20 protein-coding genes, 1 tRNA gene and 1 riboswitch are annotated in these 20206 nt (G+C 43.1%); of the genes, 7 read left to right on the top strand and 14 right to left on the bottom strand.

Annotation, left to right across the window (positions count from 1 at the left end; translation table 11 throughout):
• Positions 1 to 83 precede the first annotated feature (83 nt).
• The 11 genes from nqrF to nhaA form a co-directional block, all read right to left on the bottom strand.
• Complete coding sequence (nqrF, locus tag AKG33_RS06700) at positions 84 to 1301, bottom strand: NADH:ubiquinone reductase (Na(+)-transporting) subunit F (protein ID WP_012031130.1); 1218 nt, start codon at positions 1299 to 1301, stop codon at positions 84 to 86.
• 11 nt (positions 1302 to 1312) lie between these two features.
• Positions 1313 to 1924, bottom strand: coding sequence for an NADH:ubiquinone reductase (Na(+)-transporting) subunit E (gene nqrE, locus AKG33_RS06695; RefSeq protein WP_012031131.1), 612 nt, complete (start codon positions 1922 to 1924; stop codon positions 1313 to 1315).
• On the bottom strand, positions 1924 to 2625 hold the full coding sequence (locus tag AKG33_RS06690; protein WP_012031132.1) for an NADH:ubiquinone reductase (Na(+)-transporting) subunit D: 702 nt from the start codon (positions 2623 to 2625) through the stop codon (positions 1924 to 1926). Before AKG33_RS06690 ends, nqrE begins: the two co-directional genes overlap by 1 nt.
• The gene (locus AKG33_RS06685) at positions 2618 to 3466 is read right to left on the bottom strand and encodes a Na(+)-translocating NADH-quinone reductase subunit C (protein ID WP_012031133.1); all 849 of its coding nucleotides are present in this window, start codon (positions 3464 to 3466) and stop codon (positions 2618 to 2620) included. Before AKG33_RS06685 ends, AKG33_RS06690 begins: the two co-directional genes overlap by 8 nt.
• A complete protein-coding gene (locus AKG33_RS06680; RefSeq protein WP_012031134.1) occupies positions 3459 to 4619 on the bottom strand; it encodes an NADH:ubiquinone reductase (Na(+)-transporting) subunit B in 1161 nt (386 codons plus the stop codon). The genes AKG33_RS06685 and AKG33_RS06680 overlap by 8 nt, the downstream gene beginning before the upstream one ends.
• 3 nt (positions 4620 to 4622) lie before the next feature.
• Positions 4623 to 5969 (bottom strand): Na(+)-translocating NADH-quinone reductase subunit A, encoded by a 1347-nt coding sequence (locus AKG33_RS06675; RefSeq protein WP_012031135.1) that lies wholly within the window; start codon positions 5967 to 5969, stop codon positions 4623 to 4625.
• Positions 5970 to 6037: 68 nt separating this feature from the next.
• Positions 6038 to 6123, bottom strand: a tRNA-Leu gene (locus tag AKG33_RS06670).
• Positions 6124 to 6143: 20 nt separating this feature from the next.
• Positions 6144 to 6521: a preprotein translocase subunit SecG gene (gene secG / locus AKG33_RS06665; protein ID WP_012031136.1), complete on the bottom strand. Its 378-nt coding sequence runs from the start codon at positions 6519 to 6521 to the stop codon at positions 6144 to 6146.
• The gene (tpiA, locus tag AKG33_RS06660; protein WP_012031137.1) at positions 6518 to 7243 is read right to left on the bottom strand and encodes a triose-phosphate isomerase; all 726 of its coding nucleotides are present in this window, start codon (positions 7241 to 7243) and stop codon (positions 6518 to 6520) included. Before tpiA ends, secG begins: the two co-directional genes overlap by 4 nt.
• The gene (gene glmM / locus AKG33_RS06655) at positions 7236 to 8588 is read right to left on the bottom strand and encodes a phosphoglucosamine mutase (RefSeq protein ID WP_041729907.1); all 1353 of its coding nucleotides are present in this window, start codon (positions 8586 to 8588) and stop codon (positions 7236 to 7238) included. The genes tpiA and glmM overlap by 8 nt, the downstream gene beginning before the upstream one ends.
• 8 nt (positions 8589 to 8596) lie before the next feature.
• On the bottom strand, positions 8597 to 9991 hold the full coding sequence (nhaA, locus tag AKG33_RS06650; protein ID WP_012031139.1) for a Na+/H+ antiporter NhaA: 1395 nt from the start codon (positions 9989 to 9991) through the stop codon (positions 8597 to 8599).
• Between the two features lie 120 nt (positions 9992 to 10111).
• Between nhaA and dapD the strand changes: the two genes are divergently transcribed.
• The 3 genes from dapD to AKG33_RS06635 all read left to right on the top strand — a co-directional run bounded on the left by dapD (position 10112) and on the right by AKG33_RS06635 (position 12235).
• Positions 10112 to 10927 (top strand): 2,3,4,5-tetrahydropyridine-2,6-dicarboxylate N-succinyltransferase, encoded by an 816-nt coding sequence (gene dapD / locus AKG33_RS06645; protein WP_012031140.1) that lies wholly within the window; start codon positions 10112 to 10114, stop codon positions 10925 to 10927.
• A 29-nt stretch (positions 10928 to 10956) separates the two neighbouring features.
• Positions 10957 to 11001: riboswitch (PreQ1 riboswitch) on the top strand.
• A 70-nt stretch (positions 11002 to 11071) separates the two neighbouring features.
• A complete protein-coding gene (gene queF / locus AKG33_RS06640; protein ID WP_012031141.1) occupies positions 11072 to 11545 on the top strand; it encodes a preQ(1) synthase in 474 nt (157 codons plus the stop codon).
• Positions 11546 to 11560: 15 nt separating this feature from the next.
• Entirely contained in the window at positions 11561 to 12235 is a 675-nt protein-coding gene (locus tag AKG33_RS06635; protein WP_012031142.1) for a 7-cyano-7-deazaguanine/7-aminomethyl-7-deazaguanine transporter, read from the top strand.
• On the opposite strand, the gene AKG33_RS06630 is transcribed toward AKG33_RS06635, so the two are convergent.
• The 3 genes from AKG33_RS06630 to radC are packed head-to-tail and all read right to left on the bottom strand — an operon-like array spanning position 12232 to position 15544.
• On the bottom strand, positions 12232 to 13467 hold the full coding sequence (locus tag AKG33_RS06630; protein WP_012031143.1) for an ATP-binding protein: 1236 nt from the start codon (positions 13465 to 13467) through the stop codon (positions 12232 to 12234). The two genes, AKG33_RS06635 and AKG33_RS06630, sit on opposite strands and share 4 nt — an antisense overlap.
• 14 nt (positions 13468 to 13481) lie before the next feature.
• A complete protein-coding gene (locus AKG33_RS06625) occupies positions 13482 to 14321 on the bottom strand; it encodes a response regulator (protein WP_012031144.1) in 840 nt (279 codons plus the stop codon).
• Between the two features lie 17 nt (positions 14322 to 14338).
• A complete protein-coding gene (gene radC, locus AKG33_RS07535; RefSeq protein WP_012031145.1) occupies positions 14339 to 15544 on the bottom strand; it encodes a RadC family protein in 1206 nt (401 codons plus the stop codon).
• A 229-nt stretch (positions 15545 to 15773) separates the two neighbouring features.
• On the opposite strand from radC, the gene coaBC reads away from it, so the two are divergent.
• From coaBC to dnaK, 4 genes are all read left to right on the top strand, one after another.
• Positions 15774 to 16970, top strand: a complete 1197-nt coding sequence (gene coaBC, locus AKG33_RS06615; RefSeq protein WP_012031146.1) for a bifunctional phosphopantothenoylcysteine decarboxylase/phosphopantothenate--cysteine ligase CoaBC — start codon at positions 15774 to 15776, stop codon at positions 16968 to 16970.
• Positions 16951 to 17415, top strand: a complete 465-nt coding sequence (gene dut / locus AKG33_RS06610; protein ID WP_012031147.1) for a dUTP diphosphatase — start codon at positions 16951 to 16953, stop codon at positions 17413 to 17415. The genes coaBC and dut overlap by 20 nt, the downstream gene beginning before the upstream one ends.
• Positions 17416 to 17559: 144 nt before the next feature.
• A complete protein-coding gene (gene grpE, locus AKG33_RS06605; RefSeq protein WP_012031148.1) occupies positions 17560 to 18123 on the top strand; it encodes a nucleotide exchange factor GrpE in 564 nt (187 codons plus the stop codon).
• Positions 18124 to 18231: 108 nt separating this feature from the next.
• Positions 18232 to 20160 carry a molecular chaperone DnaK gene (gene dnaK / locus AKG33_RS06600; protein WP_012031149.1) on the top strand — a complete coding sequence of 643 codons (1929 nt, stop codon included), beginning with the start codon at positions 18232 to 18234 and terminating at the stop codon, positions 20158 to 20160.
• Positions 20161 to 20206: the final 46 nt, after the last annotated feature.

Below are 20206 nucleotides of genomic sequence, written 5' to 3'. Positions count from 1 at the left end.
CGCGCAAAACCGTTGGCTGCAAAGGTTGGCAGGAATTTAAAAAAAATAATGCCACTGCACTCAGCAGTGGCAAAAGTATTTTCTTAACCACCGAAGTCGTCCAACAAAATGTTGCCGTCTTCCACCCCAAGATTATGCAGCATATCAATGACTGATTTCGTCATAATCGGGGGCCCGCACATATAAAATTCACAATCTTCCGGCGCTGGGTGATCTTTTAAATAGTTTTCATAAACGACGTTATGAATAAATCCGGTATATCCCGTCCAATTATCTTCCGGCAAAGCATCAGATAAGGCGATATGCCATGAAAAATTAGGGAATTCTTTAGCTAATTGATCAAAATCTTCAGCATAAAATAATTCCCGTAAAGAACGCGCGCCATACCAAAAAGAGATTTTTCGCGTGCTGTGCAGACGTTTTAACTGATCAAAAATATGCGACCGCATCGGAGCCATACCCGCACCGCCGCCGATAAATACCATTTCGGCATCGGTTTCTTTCGCAAAAAATTCACCAAAAGGTCCGGAAATTGTGACTTTGTCGCCGGCTTTTAAATTGAAAATGTAGCTCGACATTTTACCGGTAGGCGCATCAGGTTTTTGTTGCGGCGGCGTAGCAATCCGCACGTTCAACATAATAATGCCGCGTTCTTCCGGATAATTTGCCATGGAATAAGCGCGCGTTAAATGTCCTTTGTTAACGGATTCGAGTTTAAATAAACCATATTTTTCCCAATCATCACGATATTTTTCGGAAATATCAAAATCGCTGTATTTAATATGGTAATCATCACATTCAATTTGAATATAACCGCCCGCGCGGAAAGGAACAGATTCACCGTCTGGAATTTGCAATACCAGTTCTTTAATGAAAGTTGCTACGTTTTTATTGGAAACAACCGTGCATTCCCATTTTTTTACGCCAAAAACGGATTCATCAACCACAATTTTCATGTTGTTTCTAATTGCAACTTGACAAGAAAGACGTTCGCAAGCGCGCGCTTCACGTTTGGTAATGTGATTGAGTTCTACCGGCAGAATTTCACCGCCGCCTTCAAAAACTTTTACTTTACATTGCCCGCAACTTCCACCGCCTCCGCAGGCAGAAGAAACATAAATGCCATTATCAGATAATGCATTGAGTAATTTACCGCCAGCAGGTACTTCAATTTCTTTTTCGTTATTTACCAAAATTTTGACGTTACCCTGCGCGACCAGCCAACGTCGAGCCACCAAAATAATCACGGATAACAGCAAAACTAAACCGGTAAAAACGCATACACCAAAAAAAATTTCCATTTTTGCCTCGATTACAGTTGAATGCCTGAAAATGACATAAAACCTATTGCCATCAAACCAGCGGTGATAAACGTAATTCCTAATCCTTCAAGACCTTTAGGAACATCAGCGTAACGCATTTTTTCGCGCACGCCTGCCATCACGGCAATAGCCAACGCCCAACCAACACCGCTCCCTACTCCATAAACCATGGATTCTTGGAAAGTGTAATTTCTTTCAACCATAAACAACGAGCCAGCAAGAATCGCGCAATTGACCGTAATCAATGGCAGAAAAATTCCTAAAGCAGAATACAAAGCCGGAACGTATTTATCCAAAAACATTTCTAAGATTTGCACCACGGCGGCAATCACGCCAATGTAAGCAATTAATCCCAAAAAGCTGATATCAACGTTGACGCCTAAATGTTGCCATAAAATGGCGTTATCTTTTAATAAGTACACATAAAGCAAATTATTCAGCGGCACGGTTAAAGTTTGCACCACAATAACAGCAGTACCCAAACCGATTGCCGTACTAATTTTTTTAGAAACCGCTAAAAAAGTGCACATTCCCAAGAAAAAGGAAAGCGCCATATTTTCAATAAAAATCGATTTAATCAGTAGACTGAGATAGTGTTCCATCATTTATCTCCTACTTGGTCAGGGTTAGATTCGTAAAATAAGGGTTTTGCGGCTTGCGCTTCAAGATATTCACGCGCTTCATTTTGTTCTGGTTTATAAGTGCGCAACGCCCAAATTAATAAACCGATGACGAAAAACGCGCTTGGCGGCAAAACCATCAAGCCGTTAGGTTGATACCAACCGCCTTGATCGATTGTCTTTAATACGGGTAAACCAAACCAGGTACCGCTTCCTAAAATTTCCCGAATGGTACCAACAACCAATAACATTGCGCTGTATCCCAAACCGTTTCCAATACCATCTAAAAAACTTGGTAGCGGTGGATTGCTCATAGCAAAAGCTTCTAGACGCCCCATCACGATGCAGTTGGTTAAAATTAATCCCACATAAACGGAAAGCTGCTTAGAAAGTTCAAAAGCAAAGGCTTTTAACAATTGGTCAACCACAATCACCAAAGAAGCAGCAACTGCCATTTGCGCGATAATCCGAATACTGCTGGGAATATTATGCCGAATCATGCTGACGAATAAATTGGAAAATGCTGTAACAAAAGTCAAACCAATACTCATCAAAAAGGCGGTTTTCATACTGCCGGTTACCGCTAATGCAGAACAAATACCCAGCACTTGCAAACCAATCGGGTTGTTCATCAATACGGGATCAAACAGAATATTCCAATAATGATATTTTTTATCACTCATTTGCTTTCTCCGTTTTTGAGGCGGTGGCAGTTTTTGCTGCCGTGCGCAACTGTTCGGCGGTAATATCACCCGATACTACTTTTTCGATAAACTTTTGATAAGCTTGCGTGCCAAGCCAAAAATTCATCATATATTCCACACCATTACTGGTTAAAGTAGCGCCGGCAATGGCATCAACTTGATTTTTATGGTGCGCATCTCGCTTTTTCACCAGATCGACATGCGGTTGCCACGTTTGTCCATAAGGTTCAACGCCCTGCCATTTTTTCAACCAATCAACTTCAACGATTCTTCCGCCCAAACCTGGAGTTTCTGCATGTTTATAGAAAGTCAACCCATTGATTTCAATCGGTTGTTTTTCAAGAGACAGCGCAGTAAATCCATACATTGTTGACCACAAACCATAACCTTGCACCGGCAAAATTAACTGCGAAACTTTATCTTCCTTGAGAATCACATAAACCAATCCATTCTTGGCAATTCTTTTAATGCTTGCCGGATCGTCTTGCAATTCCTCGCCATCTTGTTCACTGCGCGCTGCGGCATACATATCATATGTAAGAGGATTTTTATCAGTAACCAATTCCCCACTTTGCAAATGAACAACAACCGGAATAACTTGCTTAAATTTTTCTGCCAGTTCGGAATCTGATAATTTTTCTTCCACACTTGCCAAACCTGCTGCACGTAATACGTTGATTTTCATTTCATTTTCTGCATTTCGTTCTTGAAAGCTTCGTAATGAAACCGCAGCAGTTGAGACCAAAAGCGAACAAATTAAACACACAATCGCCGCAAATTTTAATACCGCGATCGCACTGGATTTTTTCTCATTAGACATGGGTTCTCACTTTGCGACGTTTTATATTCGCATTCATCACAAAATAATCGATTAACGGTGCAAACATATTGGCAAACAAAATGGCTAGCATGATGCCTTCTGGAAATGCAGGATTAACAACCCGAATTAATATGGTCATAACCCCAATCAGAGCACCAAAAATATAGCGCCCCACATTAGTAACCGACGCCGAAACGGGATCCGTTGCCATAAAAACGGTACCGAAAGCAAAGCCGCCTAAAACAAAATGCCACCAAAAAGGAACCGCAAACATGGGATTAGTATCGCTACCCACCCAATTAAGCAGCAAAGAAGTTGCCGCTGCGCCAGCTAAGACACCAACAACAATTCTCCAAGAAGCAATACCCGTAACGAGTAAAAATATTCCACCCAAAACAATAGCAAACGTTGAAACTTCGCCAATTGCCCCGCCCATATTGCCCCAAAATGCTGCCCACCAACTGATATTTTCACGCATGACGTCAAAACCATCAGCGGTAATTGTAGCCAGTGGTGTTGCGCCTGAAAAACCATCAATCCATGCATGACCTTTTACCGAGGCAATCCAAACATCACCAGACATTTGAATGGGATAAGCGAAATACAAAAAAGCGCGTCCGGCTAAAGCGGGATTAACAAAATTTCGCCCCGTACCACCAAAAACTTCTTTACCGATAACGACTCCAAAACTAATCCCCAAAGCAACTTGCCAGAGCGGAATAGTTGGCGGCAGAATTAATGAAAAAAGAATCGATGTAACAAAAAAACCTTCGGATATTTCATGTCTGCGAATGAGTGCGAAAAGAACTTCCCAAAAACCACCCACCGCAAAAGTCACTAAATAAATTGGCAAATGCACGCAAGCGCCCGCAATTAAATTGGCAAAAAAACCGCGTTCAATTCCTGCGGCATGGGCGGATTGAGCGCCGACAAAATACCAACCAAAAAACATCGCCGGAAATGCTGCCAGCCACACAAAAATCATAATTCTTTTAAAATCAATAGCATCACGAACATGAGCAGGACGCGCAGTAACGTATCGAGGGCTATAGAGAATGGTCGCAACCGCTTCATAGATCGGATAAAAGTAGGATAATTTTCCTCCTTTCTCAAAAATCGGTGCTATTTTTTCCACAAAATTTTTCTTTGCCATGATTTAGCTTTCCTCTTCGATCTGTTGCAAATTTTCCCGCAAAATGGCGCCGAAATCATGTTTTCCCGGATCGACATATGTTAACAATGCAACGTCTTCCTCAACCAATTCTAAAGCGCCTAATTGCACCGCGGTATCCGTATCTTTTACAACCAGCGCTTTTAATAATAAAGTCGGCAAAATATCCAAGGGCATGACTTCTTCATAGATACCAAAAGGCAAAATAGCGCGCGCGGAACCCTGCACCGCGGTGGTAAATGGTAACGGTTTCTTTAAAAAACGACCGAGATAAGCTCTTGTTTTAGAATAACGATTTTCGCCGAGTCGCATGAATTCCAAAAATACAGAATCCCTACCTTCCGGCAATACGCTGATTTGTTGATCATAATTGCCTAAATAGTTGCAAGACACTAGAGAACGTCTACCAGAAAAAACAGAACCGGAAATTATGCGTTGCGCTCCAGAAAGCAAGTTATCTTCGAGCAATTCATCTAAATTTGCCCCTTTAACTGTGCGCACCAATTCTGGTTTTTTAACTCCAGGTCCAGCAATAGCAACGATTCTTTGCGTGTCCAATGTTCCGGTGCGGAATAGATGACCGATTGCCAATAGATCTTGCAAACCAAGATGCCAAACCGTTTTTTGACTGCCGACGGGTTCAATAAAGTGGATATGCGTTCCTACTAATCCCGCAGGGTGAACACCAGAGAAAGTATGATATTTCACTTTCTCATTTTCCACGGCAGGCAATGCGCCGCCTTCTTTAAAGCAGACGTGAACGTTGCCAGCGGTCAGTTTACTGATAACGGCTAAACCCATTTGATAATCTTCTTCGCGACCGCTTAATGCTAATAGCGGATCAAACGACAACGGGTTAGTATCCATTGCATTGATAAATATAGCAAAAGCGGTGGCGTCAAAGCGTGGAATTTTATCAAACGGACGTTGACGAATATTGACCCATTGCCCAGAAAGGCGCAGTTGTTCGCGGATTACGTCTTCTGGTAATTCCTGAAGTTCATTTACCGAAAAGGACTTAAATGGAACGGCTTCATCGTCATGTTGAACTTCAATAATGACAGACAACAGTTTTCGCCGTTCACCGCGTTTAATGCTTTGAATTCGACCAGAAACAGGAGCACAGACAACAACATTAGGATTTTTTTTGTCCTCAAATAGAGCTTGTCCTTTTTTAACAAGTTCCCCTTCTGCAACGAACATAGTAGGTTTTAAACCCAAATAATCGGAACCAATAACGGCAACTGTATTTTGGGGTACAAAAGAGCGGATACTGAAATCTGTGATCGCGCCAGAAATGGGCAAATCGATACCTTTTTTAATGAGAATCATGCGCTTAACACCTAGTTTCCTGTGAGATTAAAGCTAACAAATCATTGTTAGCTTGATAACTATGGTTATGGTGCCGATGGCGAGAGTCGAACTCGCACGAGCTAGGCTCACTACCCCCTCAAGATAGCGTGTCTACCAATTCCACCACATCGGCGTCATCTGCAAAAACTCAACTTACTTTTTTGTTGAGTCACTGGTTGGGATACCAGTATCAGAAGCGGGAGACGCATTATCCTTACCTGAAACCGGTACGTCAATCTCTGCCGCGTCTTTTTTTATTTCTAATTGAGTTTGTTGCAAAATACTTGTACCAGTTACTGATCTATTTTGCATATAACTCATCATCAGCGCGCTGATAAAAAAAACAAATGCTAAAAAGCGCGTTAATTTATATAAAAACGAACCAGCACCTTTAGCGCCAAAAACCGTTGCCGAAGCACCCGCGCCAAATGAAGCGCCAAGACCAGCGCCTTTTGATTGTTGCAAAAGAATGAGTATGCTTAAAGCAATTGCTGTAGTAATAAAAATAATTTGTACAATTAGAGTTGTCATTTCATCGTCTCAATAATCTTTGTAAACAAACCAACATCTAAGGAAGCGCCACCGATTAAAAAACCATCAATATCGGCTTGACAGATGAGCAAACCTGCGTTGTCGGGCTTAACACTACCGCCATAAAGCAGCCGCATTGCGGGCGCTATACTAGCATAATTTTGCGCAACGATTTGCCGAATCATTTGATGAACATGTTGCGCGTAATCTGGAGTTGCAGCTTTGCCAGTGCCAATTGCCCAAACGGGTTCATAAGCGATAATCGTTTTGTGATCAACAAGATTTTCTTCCAAAATCGGGCGCAATTGACGCTCCAACGCTTGCTGAGTTGCGTGCGCATCATATTCCGCCTGCAATTCGCCGATGCAATAAATCGGAGTGATCTCGGCTTCTTTTAATCGGCGCCATTTTTCAATCAACAATGCTTCATCTTCATGATGGTACTGCCGCCGTTCTGAATGACCAATAATGCAATACTGACACCCCAACATTTTAAGCATTGATGCAGAAATTTCGCCCGTAAACGCACCTTTTACTTGCGCGGAAACATCTTGACCCGCCAAAGCGTTCAAACCCAACTTTTGTGCCCGATCGAGCAAAACTGACGGTAACGCAAAAATCGTTTCACATTTATCTGACGTTATATTGGCTTGAGCAAAATCATCTAATAAAGAAAAATCGCCATTCATCTTCCAATTTGCCGCAGCAATGGGTTTACGCATGAGTTTTCTCCTGTTCTTTAATTGTAGCGATCAATTCATTGACCACATCATTAAGCAATGTTTCATCATCGCCTTCTGCCATCACCCGAATTTTAGGTTCCGTACCCGATGGACGCAATAACAACCGCCCGCGGTTACGCAATTTTTCTTCGGCATTTTGAATCGCGGTTTGCACCGCTGCACTATTGATCACCGCATCACGTTCAACAACGGTCACACTTTTTAAAACTTGCGTCGTCAACGCCAAATCAGCAATTAAATCCTCGAGCGTAGTTTCCATTTCTAAAATGGCTGCCAAAACTTGCAACGCAGCAATAATGCCGTCACCGGTGGAATTACGATCAAGACAGATAATGTGCCCCGAATTTTCGCCGCCTACGCGCGCTTGCAATAACTGCAATTGTTCCAAAACGTAGCGGTCGCCAACTTGCGCGCGGTGCAAAGTAATTCCCATTTTGCGCAACGATTGCTCTAATCCCAAATTCGTCATCAGCGTGCCAACAATGGTGTTGAGTTGTTCACCCTTAAATGCACGATATTTAGCGATAATGTACAAAATCGCATCGCCATCGATAATACGCCCGCGCTGATCCACCATAATGACGCGGTCGCCATCGCCATCAAAAGCAATACCGATATCGGCTTGTTCTTGACAAACGCGTTGTTGCAACGCTTCTGGGTGCGTAGAACCGCAACCATCATTAATGTTGCAACCATTAGGCGCGGCATTGGTCACGATCACTTGCGCGCCGAGTTCCCGAAAAACATCGGGCGCCACGGCATAAGTTGCGCCGTGGGCACAATCTAAAACCAATTTTAAACGGTGAAAAGGCAAATTAAGCGGAATCGAATTTTTACAAAATTCAATATAACGCCCTCTCGCTTCGGCAACGCGATAAACTTTTCCCATTTTCGCCGGCGCAACCAGCGTCATCGGTTTATCCAAATAGGCTTCGATTTGTTGCTCGGCGCTGTCGGGCAGTTTATAACCGCCCCGCGCAAAAACTTTTACGCCATTATCGCTAAAAACGTTATGCGACGCGCTCACCACCACGCCTGCCGCCGCGTTAAAAGTGCGCGTAAAATAAGCAATGCCCGGCGTGGGCATCACGCCTAACATGTGCACTTCCATGCCCGCGGCTGACAATCCAGCGATGATCGCGTTTTCAAACAAATAACCCGATAAACGCGTATCTTTCCCTACCAGCACCTTTTCGCCGGCAAAACCGTTATCGCATAAAACGCTACCGACCGCCCAAGCAAGATGCATGACCCATTGTGGTGTCATCGGTTCTTTTCCGACTTCACCACGAACGCCGTCTGTACCAAAATATTTTCGAGAAATCATAACCATTATTGAGATACTGATGTTCCGGTTTCAGCTTTTGCCGCACCGGTAATAAAACGTAACCAACAATAACCTAAAGTCGCCGCGGTTAATGACGCCGCTAAAATTGTAATTTTAGCTTCAGCTAAATGTTGAGCTTGTCCGGAAAAAGCAAGTTCAGATACGAAGATCGACATCGTAAACCCAATTCCCGCCAACATACCAATCCCCAAAACTTGTTTAAAGGTAGCATCAGCTGGCAACGCTGCAATTTTCAGTTTGACACAAATCATAATCGCAGAGACAACGCCAATGAGTTTTCCAAAGACTAATCCAAAGAAAACGCCTTTTAAAACGGGACTATGTAATAGAGCATTCAAATTATTTAATTCAACGTGTACGCCAGCATTAAATAAAACGAACAGCGGAACAATTAAGAAATAAACCGGCGTATTTAATATGTGTTCCAAACGTTGCAACGGTGTTTGGGTTTTTTGAATGCCGGTTGAGAGCTGTTGCAAAAGATCGTTGAGTTCACGCGAATGTGCCACTTGAGTTTTGCTGTCGGGGTGCGCATCAAATTCATCTAATAATTGCCGCGCTTGAGTGCTAAATTCTGTTGGCGAATAAACTGCATTCATCGGTGTTGCCAGTGCGGTTAATACGCCAGCAACCGTTGCGTGAACGCCGGAAAATAACATAAACACCCACATCAAACTGCCGATGGCAATATATGCCCATAAAGCTCTAATACCGCCGCGGTTTAAAAGTAGTAATACCGCAAAGCATAAAAACGCCGCAATCAGCGGTGACCACGCCAAATTATCCGTATAAAAAATGGCGATAACAATCACGGCGCCCAAATCGTCAACAATCGCTAACGCAACCAGCACCGCGGTTAAAGATGGAGACACTTTTCCTTTTAACAATAATAAGATGGCAATGGCAAAAGCGATATCCGTTGCCATGGGAATTCCCCAACCGCTAACGGTTTCACCTTGCGAGTTGAAACTAAAATAAATTAATGCCGGAACTATCATGCCGCCGAGCGCCGCAAAAATCGGTAAAACCGCCCGTTTTAAAGAAGCGAGCCGTCCGACTTTCATTTCATATTTAATTTCCAAACCGACCATTAAAAAGAAAAGAGTCATCAAAGCATCGTTAATCCAATAATGGATCGTCATATCAATTTTAAAAGAGCCCATTTGAACGAGTAATTGTTGATTTAAAACGCGTTCATACCATTCACGGCAAGACGTATTGGCAAATACCAATGCAACAATGGTTAAAAAAACGAGCAAAATGCCACTGCCGTTTGCGCTGTTCATGAAACGGTTAAAAGGCGACAACATTTTTGCAACCGTCTTCTCCCACGGTGTTGCTGCCGTTAATTCGTGTTTTTCCCGAGTAAAATATGACATAAAATAATATCCCTTTTTCAATGATGAATAATTTTTAACTACTATACCATAATCACTTTTCTGTACGACAACCGTCATGGTATATAATCATTTTTTATTGATCATTACACTGGAAAACATATGGATTTACAAAACACTATTGAAACAGCGTTTGAAAAGCGTAGTGAGATTTCACCCAAAACGGCTGATAGCGCCTTAGTGACCGCTGTCAATGAAACGCTGGCTTTATTAGAAGAAGGAATGATACGCGTTGCCGAGCCGACGCCCGAAGGTTGGAAAGTGAACGAATGGATAAAAAAAGCCGTGATTTTATCGTTTCGTTTATATGATAATCACGTCATTCCGCACGGCTATACCCATTATTTTGATAAAGTTGCCAGTCGTTATGCAGATTATGATGAAGTGCGTTTTAACGCTGACGGCGTGCGCGTGGTGCCGCCGGCTGTAGCCCGCCGCGGAACTTTTTTAGGAAAAGGCGTGGTGCTCATGCCGTCTTATATTAATATCGGCGCTTTTGTTGACGAAGGAACGATGGTTGATACTTGGGCAACGGTAGGATCTTGCGCGCAAATCGGAAAAAACGTGCATTTATCAGGCGGCGTCGGCATCGGCGGCGTTTTAGAACCGCTGCAAGCATCGCCCACCATTATTGAAGATAGCTGTTTTATCGGCGCCCGTTCTGAAATTGTTGAAGGCGTCATCGTTGAAAAAGGCGCCGTGGTTTCGATGGGCGTTTATATTGGACAATCAACCAAAATCTATAATCGTATGACCGGAGAAATCACTTACGGTCGCGTTCCAACAGGTTCCGTTGTTGTTTCAGGCAGCCTGCCGGCAGAAGATGGCAGCCACAGTTTGTATTGTGCTGTTATCATTAAACAAGTTGACGAAAAAACACGCAGTAAAACCAGTATTAACGAACTACTCCGCTGTTAAAAGTCACTTTCTTGCGGTGCTTTTAAGCACCGCTTGTGGTTCGAAAACTTCCCACACTAAAAAACTAGGAAAAATCATGTTGACATTATTTTTATTCACGTTTCGTGGCGATAATTTATTGTGCTTTTTTAAAGGGGATAAACGATGAGAACCCCGCAAGAATGCGCTCAAATCACCTTATTGGGCAAACAAAAATCAGATTATCCCACGCATTACGATCCTTCAATTTTAGAAGCGTTCGCTAATAAACATCTCGAAAACGATTATTTCGTACATTTTATTTGTCCGGAATTTACCAGCCTTTGCCCGATCACGGGGCAACCGGATTTTGCCACGATTCATCTTGCTTATTTGCCGGATCAATTGCTGGTTGAAAGTAAATCCCTCAAATTTTATTTATTCAGTTTTCGCAACCACGGCGATTTTCACGAAGATTGCGTCAATATCATCATGAAAGATCTCATTACCTTAATGGCGCCGAAATATATTGAAGTTTTGGGGTGTTTTACGCCGCGCGGCGGCATCGCTATTCACCCGTACGCCAATTATGGTCGCCCGAACACAATTTATGCCGAAATGGCGCAACAACGTTTACAAAATCACCGCATCGCTTCTTAAAATTAAAGGATTTTTATGACAACTCATCTTTTATTAACCGCCGAACAGCATCAAAACGCTTTACGCTGGCTGGTTTTTTGGCATATCGTCGTTATTGCTTCCAGCAATTATTTAGTGCAAATTCCCTTTTCGGTATTTGATTTTCATACCACTTGGGGCGCTTTTACGTTTCCGTTCATTTTTTTAACCACGGATCTCACCGTGCGCATATTTGGCGCTCTTCCCGCGCGCCGCATTATTTTTTGGGCAATGTTTCCAGCATTAATAATTTCTTATTTCATCGGCGTTTTATTTTCTGACGGGCAATTTAACGGCTTTGCGCAATTGATGATTTTTAATACATTTGTTGGACGCATCGCGCTCGCCAGTTTTTTAAGTTATATCGTCGGTCAACTGCTGGATATTACGGTATTTAATCGTCTGCGGCAGTTAGAACAATGGTGGATTGCGCCGCTGGCTTCAACCATTGTAGGTAATGCTATTGATTCTTTAGTGTTTTTTACCACGGCATTTTATCGATGCAGCGATGAATTTATGGCAACGCACTGGGTTGAAATTGCCGCACTCGATTACGGCTGGAAAATGTTTATCAGCGTTACCTTTTTCCTACCCGCTTACGGTTGGCTATTGAAAAAATTGACGGCAATGTTATTGACCGTGCGCACTAAAACCACAAGCGTTACTTATTAATTTTGTGGCTCCATTTCGCGCTTTATTACGCGCGAAATGGGCAATTCAATGGTAAATAACGATCCCAAATCCACTTTTGATTTAATCACCAAACGTCCGCCGTGAATTTCCGCACCGTGTTTTACAATCGATAAACCCAATCCCGTTCCCGTCACGCGCAATCGTCCGCTATCAACGCGATAAAAACGTTCGGTAACGCGTGAAATATGTTCCGGCGCAATGCCGATGCCGTCATCGTTTACTGCAATTAAACACCATTCTTCCGTACACGCCGCATTGATTTCAATCGGATTTTTACTGTGCGCGTACACCAAAGCATTTACCAATAAATTACTGATCATGGATTGCAAAATTTCGGCGTTTACTTGCAGCGTAATGTGCTCAACATAACCAATTTTAATTCCTGTACTTTCAGGATATTGCGGCAATAAACTGGCTACAATTTCTTCAATAAACGGCAGTAATAATACTTCTTCCGTTTTCACCGCTGATTCCACTTCTTCCAGCGAAGCCAGTTTCAACATATCTTGAACCAACCCGTGCATTCTTTCGATTTGTTTCACCATTTCCCGCATCGGCACTTGCATATATTCCGGCAAATTTTGCGCCGATAATAATTCCAAAAAACCGCGAATTACGGTAATTGGCGTTTTTAATTCATGTGAAGCATTATCAATAAACGCTTTACGTTTTAAATCTAAATCAACAATCCGCGTCATATCGCGCGCGATGACCAATATTTTTCCCTGCGATAACAAGATGATATTAAATTCTAACCAATGACTGTCATCAACAATGAGTCGCGTCATAAATAAATGATTTTGTTGAATATGTTGCCAAAATGAACCAATACTTTCCGTGCGGATAAAATGATCGATGGGACGATTAATATCAGTACGATGATTTAAATGAAATAATAATTGCGCGTGATGATTAAAATCCGCCAATCGCCCTTGTTTATCAATCACAAATGCCGCGTCAGGCATCGCATCAATGAGTTCACGAAATAACGAAATATAGTTATTGAGGCGCTTTTTGTGTTTTTTGGTACGCTCAAAACGGCGATAAGAAAGTCGCGAAATTTCATCTAACGGCGCGGGTAAATCAGGAGGCAATTCTTGCGGGCGATCGCGCAACCAGTCCAATAAATTTTGTTCAACACGCAAACGATACATTATGACGACCAATAAAATGGCGGCTAATCCCCAGCCGCCAAAAATCAAAAAATTCATACGTACATTTGCTTTTATATAAAATGAATTGCCAACGCTGCTAACGCCATCACAACGCCCAAACCGCCGCCGCCCAACGCTATTTTGAGCTGCCGTTCCATATCTGCCAGTTTGCGTTGTGCAAAAACTAAATCCAAACGTTGACGTTCCAAAGCATCTTCTAAATGCGCATTATTATTGCGTTCTTGAGAAGATTGACGATTTTCTAAATCATCAATTCTCCGTCTCAACGTTAAATCAACCGCTGGTTCTGGACGATAATTTTCCAAAGCTTCAATTCGGCGTTTGATTTCTTTTAATTCAGCGTTGGAAATGACAGGCGCTGCGGGTGTTGCGGTATTAAATGAAATTTCTGCAGCAACGGGGTGCGCGGGATCGAAAGAAATGGTTTCGCGCGCCGCATGCGCGGTTGTCGTTTTTGTCGGTTCTGGAATTTCTTCGGCAAGCGATTCAACAGTCGCATCATCGGTTTCTTGACTGCCCAAACGTTCATTGAGCGCATTAATTAAATGCGCCAAACGATTGGAGTCCGCCGGTTTTGGCAAATAACCAGTGGCACCGTTATCGCGCGCTTTTTTGCGCGCTTCTTCAGAAATATCCCCCGAATACATAATTACGGGAAGATCTCGGGTTTCAGGATTTTTACGCAGACGAGCAAGTCCTTCAAATCCATCTAAATCCGGCATCATCACGTCCATAAAAACGAGGTCTGGCAAAAGATGGTTGACAATCCAACGTTCAGCATCAATAACCCCGTCCGCTTCGTTTACTTCGATATGATGTGCTTCGAGTAATTTCTTTAACGTCAGTCGCGCTAAACGAGAGTCGTCTACAATTAAAGCAGTTTTAAGCATTTAAAAAACCTCAAATTTTACCAGTCTCCAGTTTCGCGCAGAGAAATCACCTGATTGCCTGCCACAACGAAATGATCCAATAAACGCACGCCCAAAGGTTTCAAGAAGTTTTCAATAAATTTTGTAGTTTGCAGGTCAGATTCAGATAGTTCCGTAGATTGCGCGGGGTGATTATGCACCAAAACCACCGCGGCTGCATCTGAATCAAGAACGGATTTCACCAATTTCCGGCACGATACATTCACTTGGCTTACTTCCGAACCAAAAGCCTGCCCGATTCTTTCGTACGCCAAATATTGATTTTTTTGATTGAGCAACAAAATGGCAACTTCTTCAAAACCCAGCCCTTTATAATGCATCAATAAAAAGTTTCTCACGTCATCAGCCGATGAAAACTGCCATTCTGGTAATTGCAAATCGGCGGCGATAAAACGTTTACATAATTCTGTTACCGCTAAAATTTCGGCAGTTTTTGCTTGACCAATGCCTTTGATGGGTAATAAATGTTCTTTACGGCTCGTTAATAAACCAACCAAACCGCCGCGAGAAGCAATTAATTCTTGTGCAAACGCTAAAACGGGTTTACCAATAACGCCCGTGCGCAACAAAATTGCCAATAATTCCGCATCAGATAAAGCACTCGCGCCGAGTCGCAAAATGCGTTCGCGCGGCATATCCAATGATGGATCGCTGGTGATATTTTCTTCAACCAGCGCTTCTTGAGAAGATTCGTGAACTGTTTCTGCTTGATGAACCGTTTCTTGAGCTGCCGGCATTTCGGGTTTTTCCACCGCAACAGCGGGTTCTTCGTGCGCGGGCTGCGGCGCGGGCGCTTGCGCTTCGTTGTGATGAACATGTTTTGCCAGCGCGGTAACTAAAATATTCAATCGCTCCGGTTCAACTGGTTTTGGCAAATAACCCGTTGCGCCGTTTTCTTTGGCTTTGCGTCTGGCTTCTTCGGAAACATCGCCGGAATACATAATCACGGGTAGAGCGTGTGTTAATGGATTTTTGCGCAGACGAGCAAGCCCTTCAAAACCATCTAATTCTGGCATCATGACGTCCATAAAAACGACATCGGGAATTGCCTGATTAAAAATAATCTTCTCACCTTCCAAAACACCTTGCGCTTGACTGACTGTAATACCATGTTTTTCGAGCAAGAGCCTTAGCGTATGTCTTGCCAAACGGGAGTCATCAACAATCAAAGCAGTTTTAATCATCTAAATAACCTCAAATTTTTTGTTTTTTACCAGCATCGGCTCCACCCAAAAAGGCTGATCGATTTCCGTTTTTCTGGCATAAGACCGTAGAATACAATCACTGTTTATAATTGAGCGGTTTTCACCTGCGTGATCATACAGGGATTATTGTTATCGCGCTAATCTGGGAAAAACCGGCCTAATTCTACCTTTGAGCAGGGGACAGATTCAACATTAAGGATATTGAAACATGAGCCAAATCATACTCGGCATTTGTGGCGGCATTGCTGCTTATAAATCAATTTTACTCGCTCGAGAACTGAATAAACAAAACCACCGCGTTCAGTGCGTTTTAACCGAATCCGCGCGCACATTCGTTACCGAAGAAACTCTACAAGCGATAACGGGACTTGCACCGCGCCACGATTTATTCGATGCCAATGCAGAAGCGGCGATGAGCCATATCGAACTCGCTCGCTGGGCAGATATTTTGTTGATTGCGCCGGCAACGGCAAATACCATCGCCAAACTCGCGCACGGCATCGCTGATGATTTATTAACAACGCTTTATCTTGCAACCGATGCAGAAATCGTCATCGCGCCGGCAATGAATCATATGATGTGGCATCACCCCGCAACTCAGGAAAATATTGCCATTTTGAGTCGTCATCCCAAACATCACGTATTACCCGTTGCTTACGGCGAACAAGCCTGTGGCGAAAGCGGTTTGGGCAGAATGTTAGAACCCGAAGAAATTATTGCCGCTTTACCTCATTTAACCGCGCAAGATTGGCAAAACATTCGTTTGACGATTACCGCCGGCGCCACGCGCGAACCCATCGATCCCGTGCGTTATATTTCTAATCATAGTTCGGGGAAAATGGGCTACGAATTAGCCAAAAACGCCCTCGCCCGCGGTGCAAAAGTAACGTTAATCAGCGGCATCAGCAATGTAGCGCCGCCCAAACAATGCCGATTGATTACCGTAAACACCGCGCTGGAAATGTATGACGCGGTGCATTCTGTTTTAGCGGATACGGATATTTTTATCGGCGCGGCAGCCGTTGCCGATTATCGTGTTGCGCAGCCGGCAGCGGAAAAAATCAAGAAAAGTGTACACGGTCTTGCGCCGCTGACTTTAATTGAAAATCCGGACATTATTGCCAGCGTTGCCGCTGCCGCAAATCGTCCTTTTACCGTTGGTTTTGCCGCAGAAACGGAGCATTTACTCGATTATGCGCGCGCCAAAAAACAACGTAAAAATTTAGATATGATTATTGCCAATGATGTTCGTCAACACGTTTTTGGAAGCGATACCAACAGCGTAACGATGATTGGCGCCGGCGGCGAAATAACGCTGCCCACTCAATCTAAAGCATTAATTGCGCAACAAATTTTAGATTATATTTTAACGTGTTACCAAAAAAATGATTGCAGTTCCCTATAAAATTTTAGATCCGCGTTTAGGCGGTGAAATTCCGTTACCTACTTACGCGACAAGCGGCAGCGCGGCGCTGGATATTCGCGCCGTTTTTGCAGAAGAATCCATTGTGCTGGCGGCTGATGAATGCCGTTTAATCGGCAGCGGTTTGGCGTTTCACATTGCCGATCCGAATTATTGCGGCATCGTTTTACCGCGTTCGGGTTTGGGTTATAAACACGGCATTGTTTTGGGAAATTTGGTAGGACTGATCGATAGCGATTATCAAGGAGAATTAAAAATTCCGTTGTGGAATCGCAGCCAAACGCCTTATACCGTCACTTTGGGCGAACGTATCGCACAATTATTATTTCTGCCGATTGCTCAAGCGCAACTTTTTCCGGTGGAATCGTTTGATCAAAAACAATCAACGCGCGGCAGCGGTGGATTTGGTCATACGGGGCGTTTTTAATACGACGTTCAATCTTTTTTCATTCGTGCGCGCTTTTAGCAAAAGTTCGCTGCGGCGACGCGCGCCTTGATTTTTTAATTTTTATCCTCAAACATGAGGGGCAGTTATTTCATATTTATTTAAATCACGCATAAGGAATTGATCATGCACGACCCAAAAGAATCGCTTGAAACAAATATTCAAGAAACAGAATCACAAGAAAAACTTCCAGAAACGCCGATTATCGAAGAAGAACCTATTTTAACTTTACCCGATGATCAAATTAATCAATTACAACAGGAAGTTGCAGAACTCAAAGACCAATTAATCTGGCAAAAAGCAGAAAATGAAAATCTGCGCAAACGGCAAGCGCGGGAACTGGAAAATGCTTATAAATTTGCCAGCGAACGTCTATTAAAAGATTTATTGCCCGTTATTGATTCCTTGAATTTGGGTTTGCAAGCCGCACTTGATACGGAAAATGAAGCCGTTAAACAATTTATTACCGGATCGGAAATGACGCTGACGATGTTCCAAGAAACATTAGCGCGCCACGGCATTGAAGAAATTAATCCCGTCGGCGAAAAATTTAATCCGGAATTACACGAAGCCGTCACCATGACGCCGTCAGAAGCACACGAACCTAATACCGTCATTCAAGTAACGCAAAAAGGTTATCTTTTAAACGGTCGGACGGTACGCGCCGCGCAAGTGATTGTCAGCAAATAATATTTTTTAATTTATGAACTTCCGGTCATGATGACTTGTTTTTTTTAAAAGCCGTACCCATTAAGGCGAATAATCAGTGATTTTACGTTTAAACGAGGATTAAATATTATGGGAAAAATTATTGGAATTGATTTAGGAACTACGAACTCTTGCGTTGCGGTGATGGACGGCGATTCTGCCAAAGTGATTGAAAACTCTGAAGGAACGCGTACCACCCCTTCCATTATTGCTTTTAGCGATGGTGAAGTTTTGGTGGGACAACCGGCAAAACGTCAAGCTGTTACCAATCCTAAAAATACGCTTTACGCCATTAAACGCTTGATTGGTCGGCGTTTTGATGAAAAAGAAGTGCAAAAAGATATCAATTTGGTTCCGTATAACATCGTCAAATCAGATAACGGCGATGCTTGGGTTGAAATTGATGGCAAAAAAATGGCGCCGCCGGAAATTTCTGCGCGCATTTTGCAAAAAATGAAAAAAACCGTTGAAGATTATTTGGGCGAAACCATCACCGAAGCCGTGATTACGGTTCCCGCTTATTTTAATGACAGTCAACGTCAAGCAACTAAAGATGCCGGACGCATCGCCGGTTTGGAAGTTAAACGCATCATCAACGAACCAACCGCGGCAGCGTTGGCATACGGCATTGATCGCGGCGCGAAAGATGCAAAAATCGCGGTTTATGACTTGGGCGGCGGTACTTTTGATATTTCTATTATTGAAACCATTGATTTAGATGAAGAAGGTCAACAATTTGAAGTATTAGCCACCAACGGCGATACTTTTTTAGGCGGGGAAGATTTTGACCGCAGAATTATTGATTATCTCGTCAATGAATTCAAAAAAGAACAAGGAATTGATTTAACAAGCGATTCTTTGGCTTTGCAACGTTTAAAAGAAGCGGCAGAAAAAGCCAAAATTGAATTATCATCAAGTCAACAAACCGATATCAATTTGCCGTATATCACCGCTGATGCCAGTGGCCCTAAACATATGAATTTGAAATTAACGCGGGCAAAATTGGAATCTTTAGTTGCTGATTTAATCGAACGCTCTTTGGAACCCTGCCGCATCGCGATGAAAGACGCAGGTTTATCCAATAGCGACATCACTGATGTGATTTTGGTCGGCGGACAAACCCGCATGCCCAAAGTTCAAGAAGCGGTGAAAAATTTCTTTGGTAAAGAACCGCGTAAAGACGTAAACCCTGATGAAGCGGTCGCGATGGGTGCGGCGATTCAAGGCGGCGTTTTGGGCGGTCAAGTAAAAGATGTTTTATTGTTAGACGTTACGCCGTTGTCTTTAGGTATTGAAACTTTAGGCGGCGTGATGACGAAATTAATTGAAAAAAATACGACGATTCCAACCAAAGCATCTCAAATTTTTTCAACGGCTGAAGATAACCAATCAGCGGTCACCATTCATATTTTGCAAGGTGAACGTCAACAAGCGTCCGCTAATAAATCTTTGGGACGTTTTGATTTATCGGATATTCCGCCGGCACCGCGCGGCATGCCACAAATCGAAGTTTCTTTTGATATTGATGCCAACGGTATTTTGAACGTTTCGGCAAAAGATAAACAAACGGGCAAAGAACAATCCATCATTATCAAAGCCAGCTCTGGTTTATCCGATGAGGAAGTTGCGCGCATGGTGAAAGATGCCGAAGCGCACGCCGAAGAAGATCGGAAATTCCAAGAACGGATTGAAACTAAAAATAGCGCTGAATCGATGATTAACGGCGTTGAAAAAGCCATCAGCGAATTGGGCGATGAAGTAACCAGCGACGAAAAAGAAAAAACAGAAGCCGCAATTAAAGCGTTGCGCGAGGTGATGAAAGGCGAAGATAGCGACGCCATTAAAGAAAAAACCAATGCGTTAATGGAAGCTGCGAGTTCAATCATGCAAAAAGCGTATGCCAAAATGACGGAAAAACAACAATCCGATGACGGCGCAGGCACACAAAACGCAGATCATAAAGAAGATGATGTTGTCGATGCTGACTTTGAAGAAGTTAAAAGCGACAAAAAAGATTAATTTACTTCTTTTCGGGAGACTTATAGGGGCGGTAGCCGCCCCTTTT

Source organism: Dichelobacter nodosus, assembly GCF_001263335.1.
Taxonomy (GTDB): Bacteria; Pseudomonadota; Gammaproteobacteria; order Cardiobacteriales; family Cardiobacteriaceae; genus Dichelobacter; species Dichelobacter nodosus.
This window is presented reverse-complemented; position numbering and strand designations above follow the sequence as displayed.

Coding starts and splice junctions, on each gene's coding strand:
- radC (WP_012031145.1), bottom strand. CDS start 15,544: ATGATTAAAACTGCTTTGATTGTTGATGACTCCCGTTTGGCAAGACAT.
- AKG33_RS06630 (WP_012031143.1), bottom strand. CDS start 13,467: ATGAATTTTTTGATTTTTGGCGGCTGGGGATTAGCCGCCATTTTATTG.
- AKG33_RS06685 (WP_012031133.1), bottom strand. CDS start 3,466: ATGTCTAATGAGAAAAAATCCAGTGCGATCGCGGTATTAAAATTTGCG.
- dut (WP_012031147.1), top strand. CDS start 16,951: ATGATTGCAGTTCCCTATAAAATTTTAGATCCGCGTTTAGGCGGTGAA.
- queF (WP_012031141.1), top strand. CDS start 11,072: ATGAGAACCCCGCAAGAATGCGCTCAAATCACCTTATTGGGCAAACAA.
- dnaK (WP_012031149.1), top strand. CDS start 18,232: ATGGGAAAAATTATTGGAATTGATTTAGGAACTACGAACTCTTGCGTT.
- AKG33_RS06625 (WP_012031144.1), bottom strand. CDS start 14,321: ATGCTTAAAACTGCTTTAATTGTAGACGACTCTCGTTTAGCGCGACTG.
- nqrF (WP_012031130.1), bottom strand. CDS start 1,301: ATGGAAATTTTTTTTGGTGTATGCGTTTTTACCGGTTTAGTTTTGCTG.
- AKG33_RS06675 (WP_012031135.1), bottom strand. CDS start 5,969: ATGATTCTCATTAAAAAAGGTATCGATTTGCCCATTTCTGGCGCGATC.
- dapD (WP_012031140.1), top strand. CDS start 10,112: ATGGATTTACAAAACACTATTGAAACAGCGTTTGAAAAGCGTAGTGAG.
- grpE (WP_012031148.1), top strand. CDS start 17,560: ATGCACGACCCAAAAGAATCGCTTGAAACAAATATTCAAGAAACAGAA.
- AKG33_RS06635 (WP_012031142.1), top strand. CDS start 11,561: ATGACAACTCATCTTTTATTAACCGCCGAACAGCATCAAAACGCTTTA.
- coaBC (WP_012031146.1), top strand. CDS start 15,774: ATGAGCCAAATCATACTCGGCATTTGTGGCGGCATTGCTGCTTATAAA.
- AKG33_RS06680 (WP_012031134.1), bottom strand. CDS start 4,619: ATGGCAAAGAAAAATTTTGTGGAAAAAATAGCACCGATTTTTGAGAAA.
- secG (WP_012031136.1), bottom strand. CDS start 6,521: ATGACAACTCTAATTGTACAAATTATTTTTATTACTACAGCAATTGCT.
- tpiA (WP_012031137.1), bottom strand. CDS start 7,243: ATGCGTAAACCCATTGCTGCGGCAAATTGGAAGATGAATGGCGATTTT.
- nqrE (WP_012031131.1), bottom strand. CDS start 1,924: ATGGAACACTATCTCAGTCTACTGATTAAATCGATTTTTATTGAAAAT.
- AKG33_RS06690 (WP_012031132.1), bottom strand. CDS start 2,625: ATGAGTGATAAAAAATATCATTATTGGAATATTCTGTTTGATCCCGTA.
- nhaA (WP_012031139.1), bottom strand. CDS start 9,991: ATGTCATATTTTACTCGGGAAAAACACGAATTAACGGCAGCAACACCG.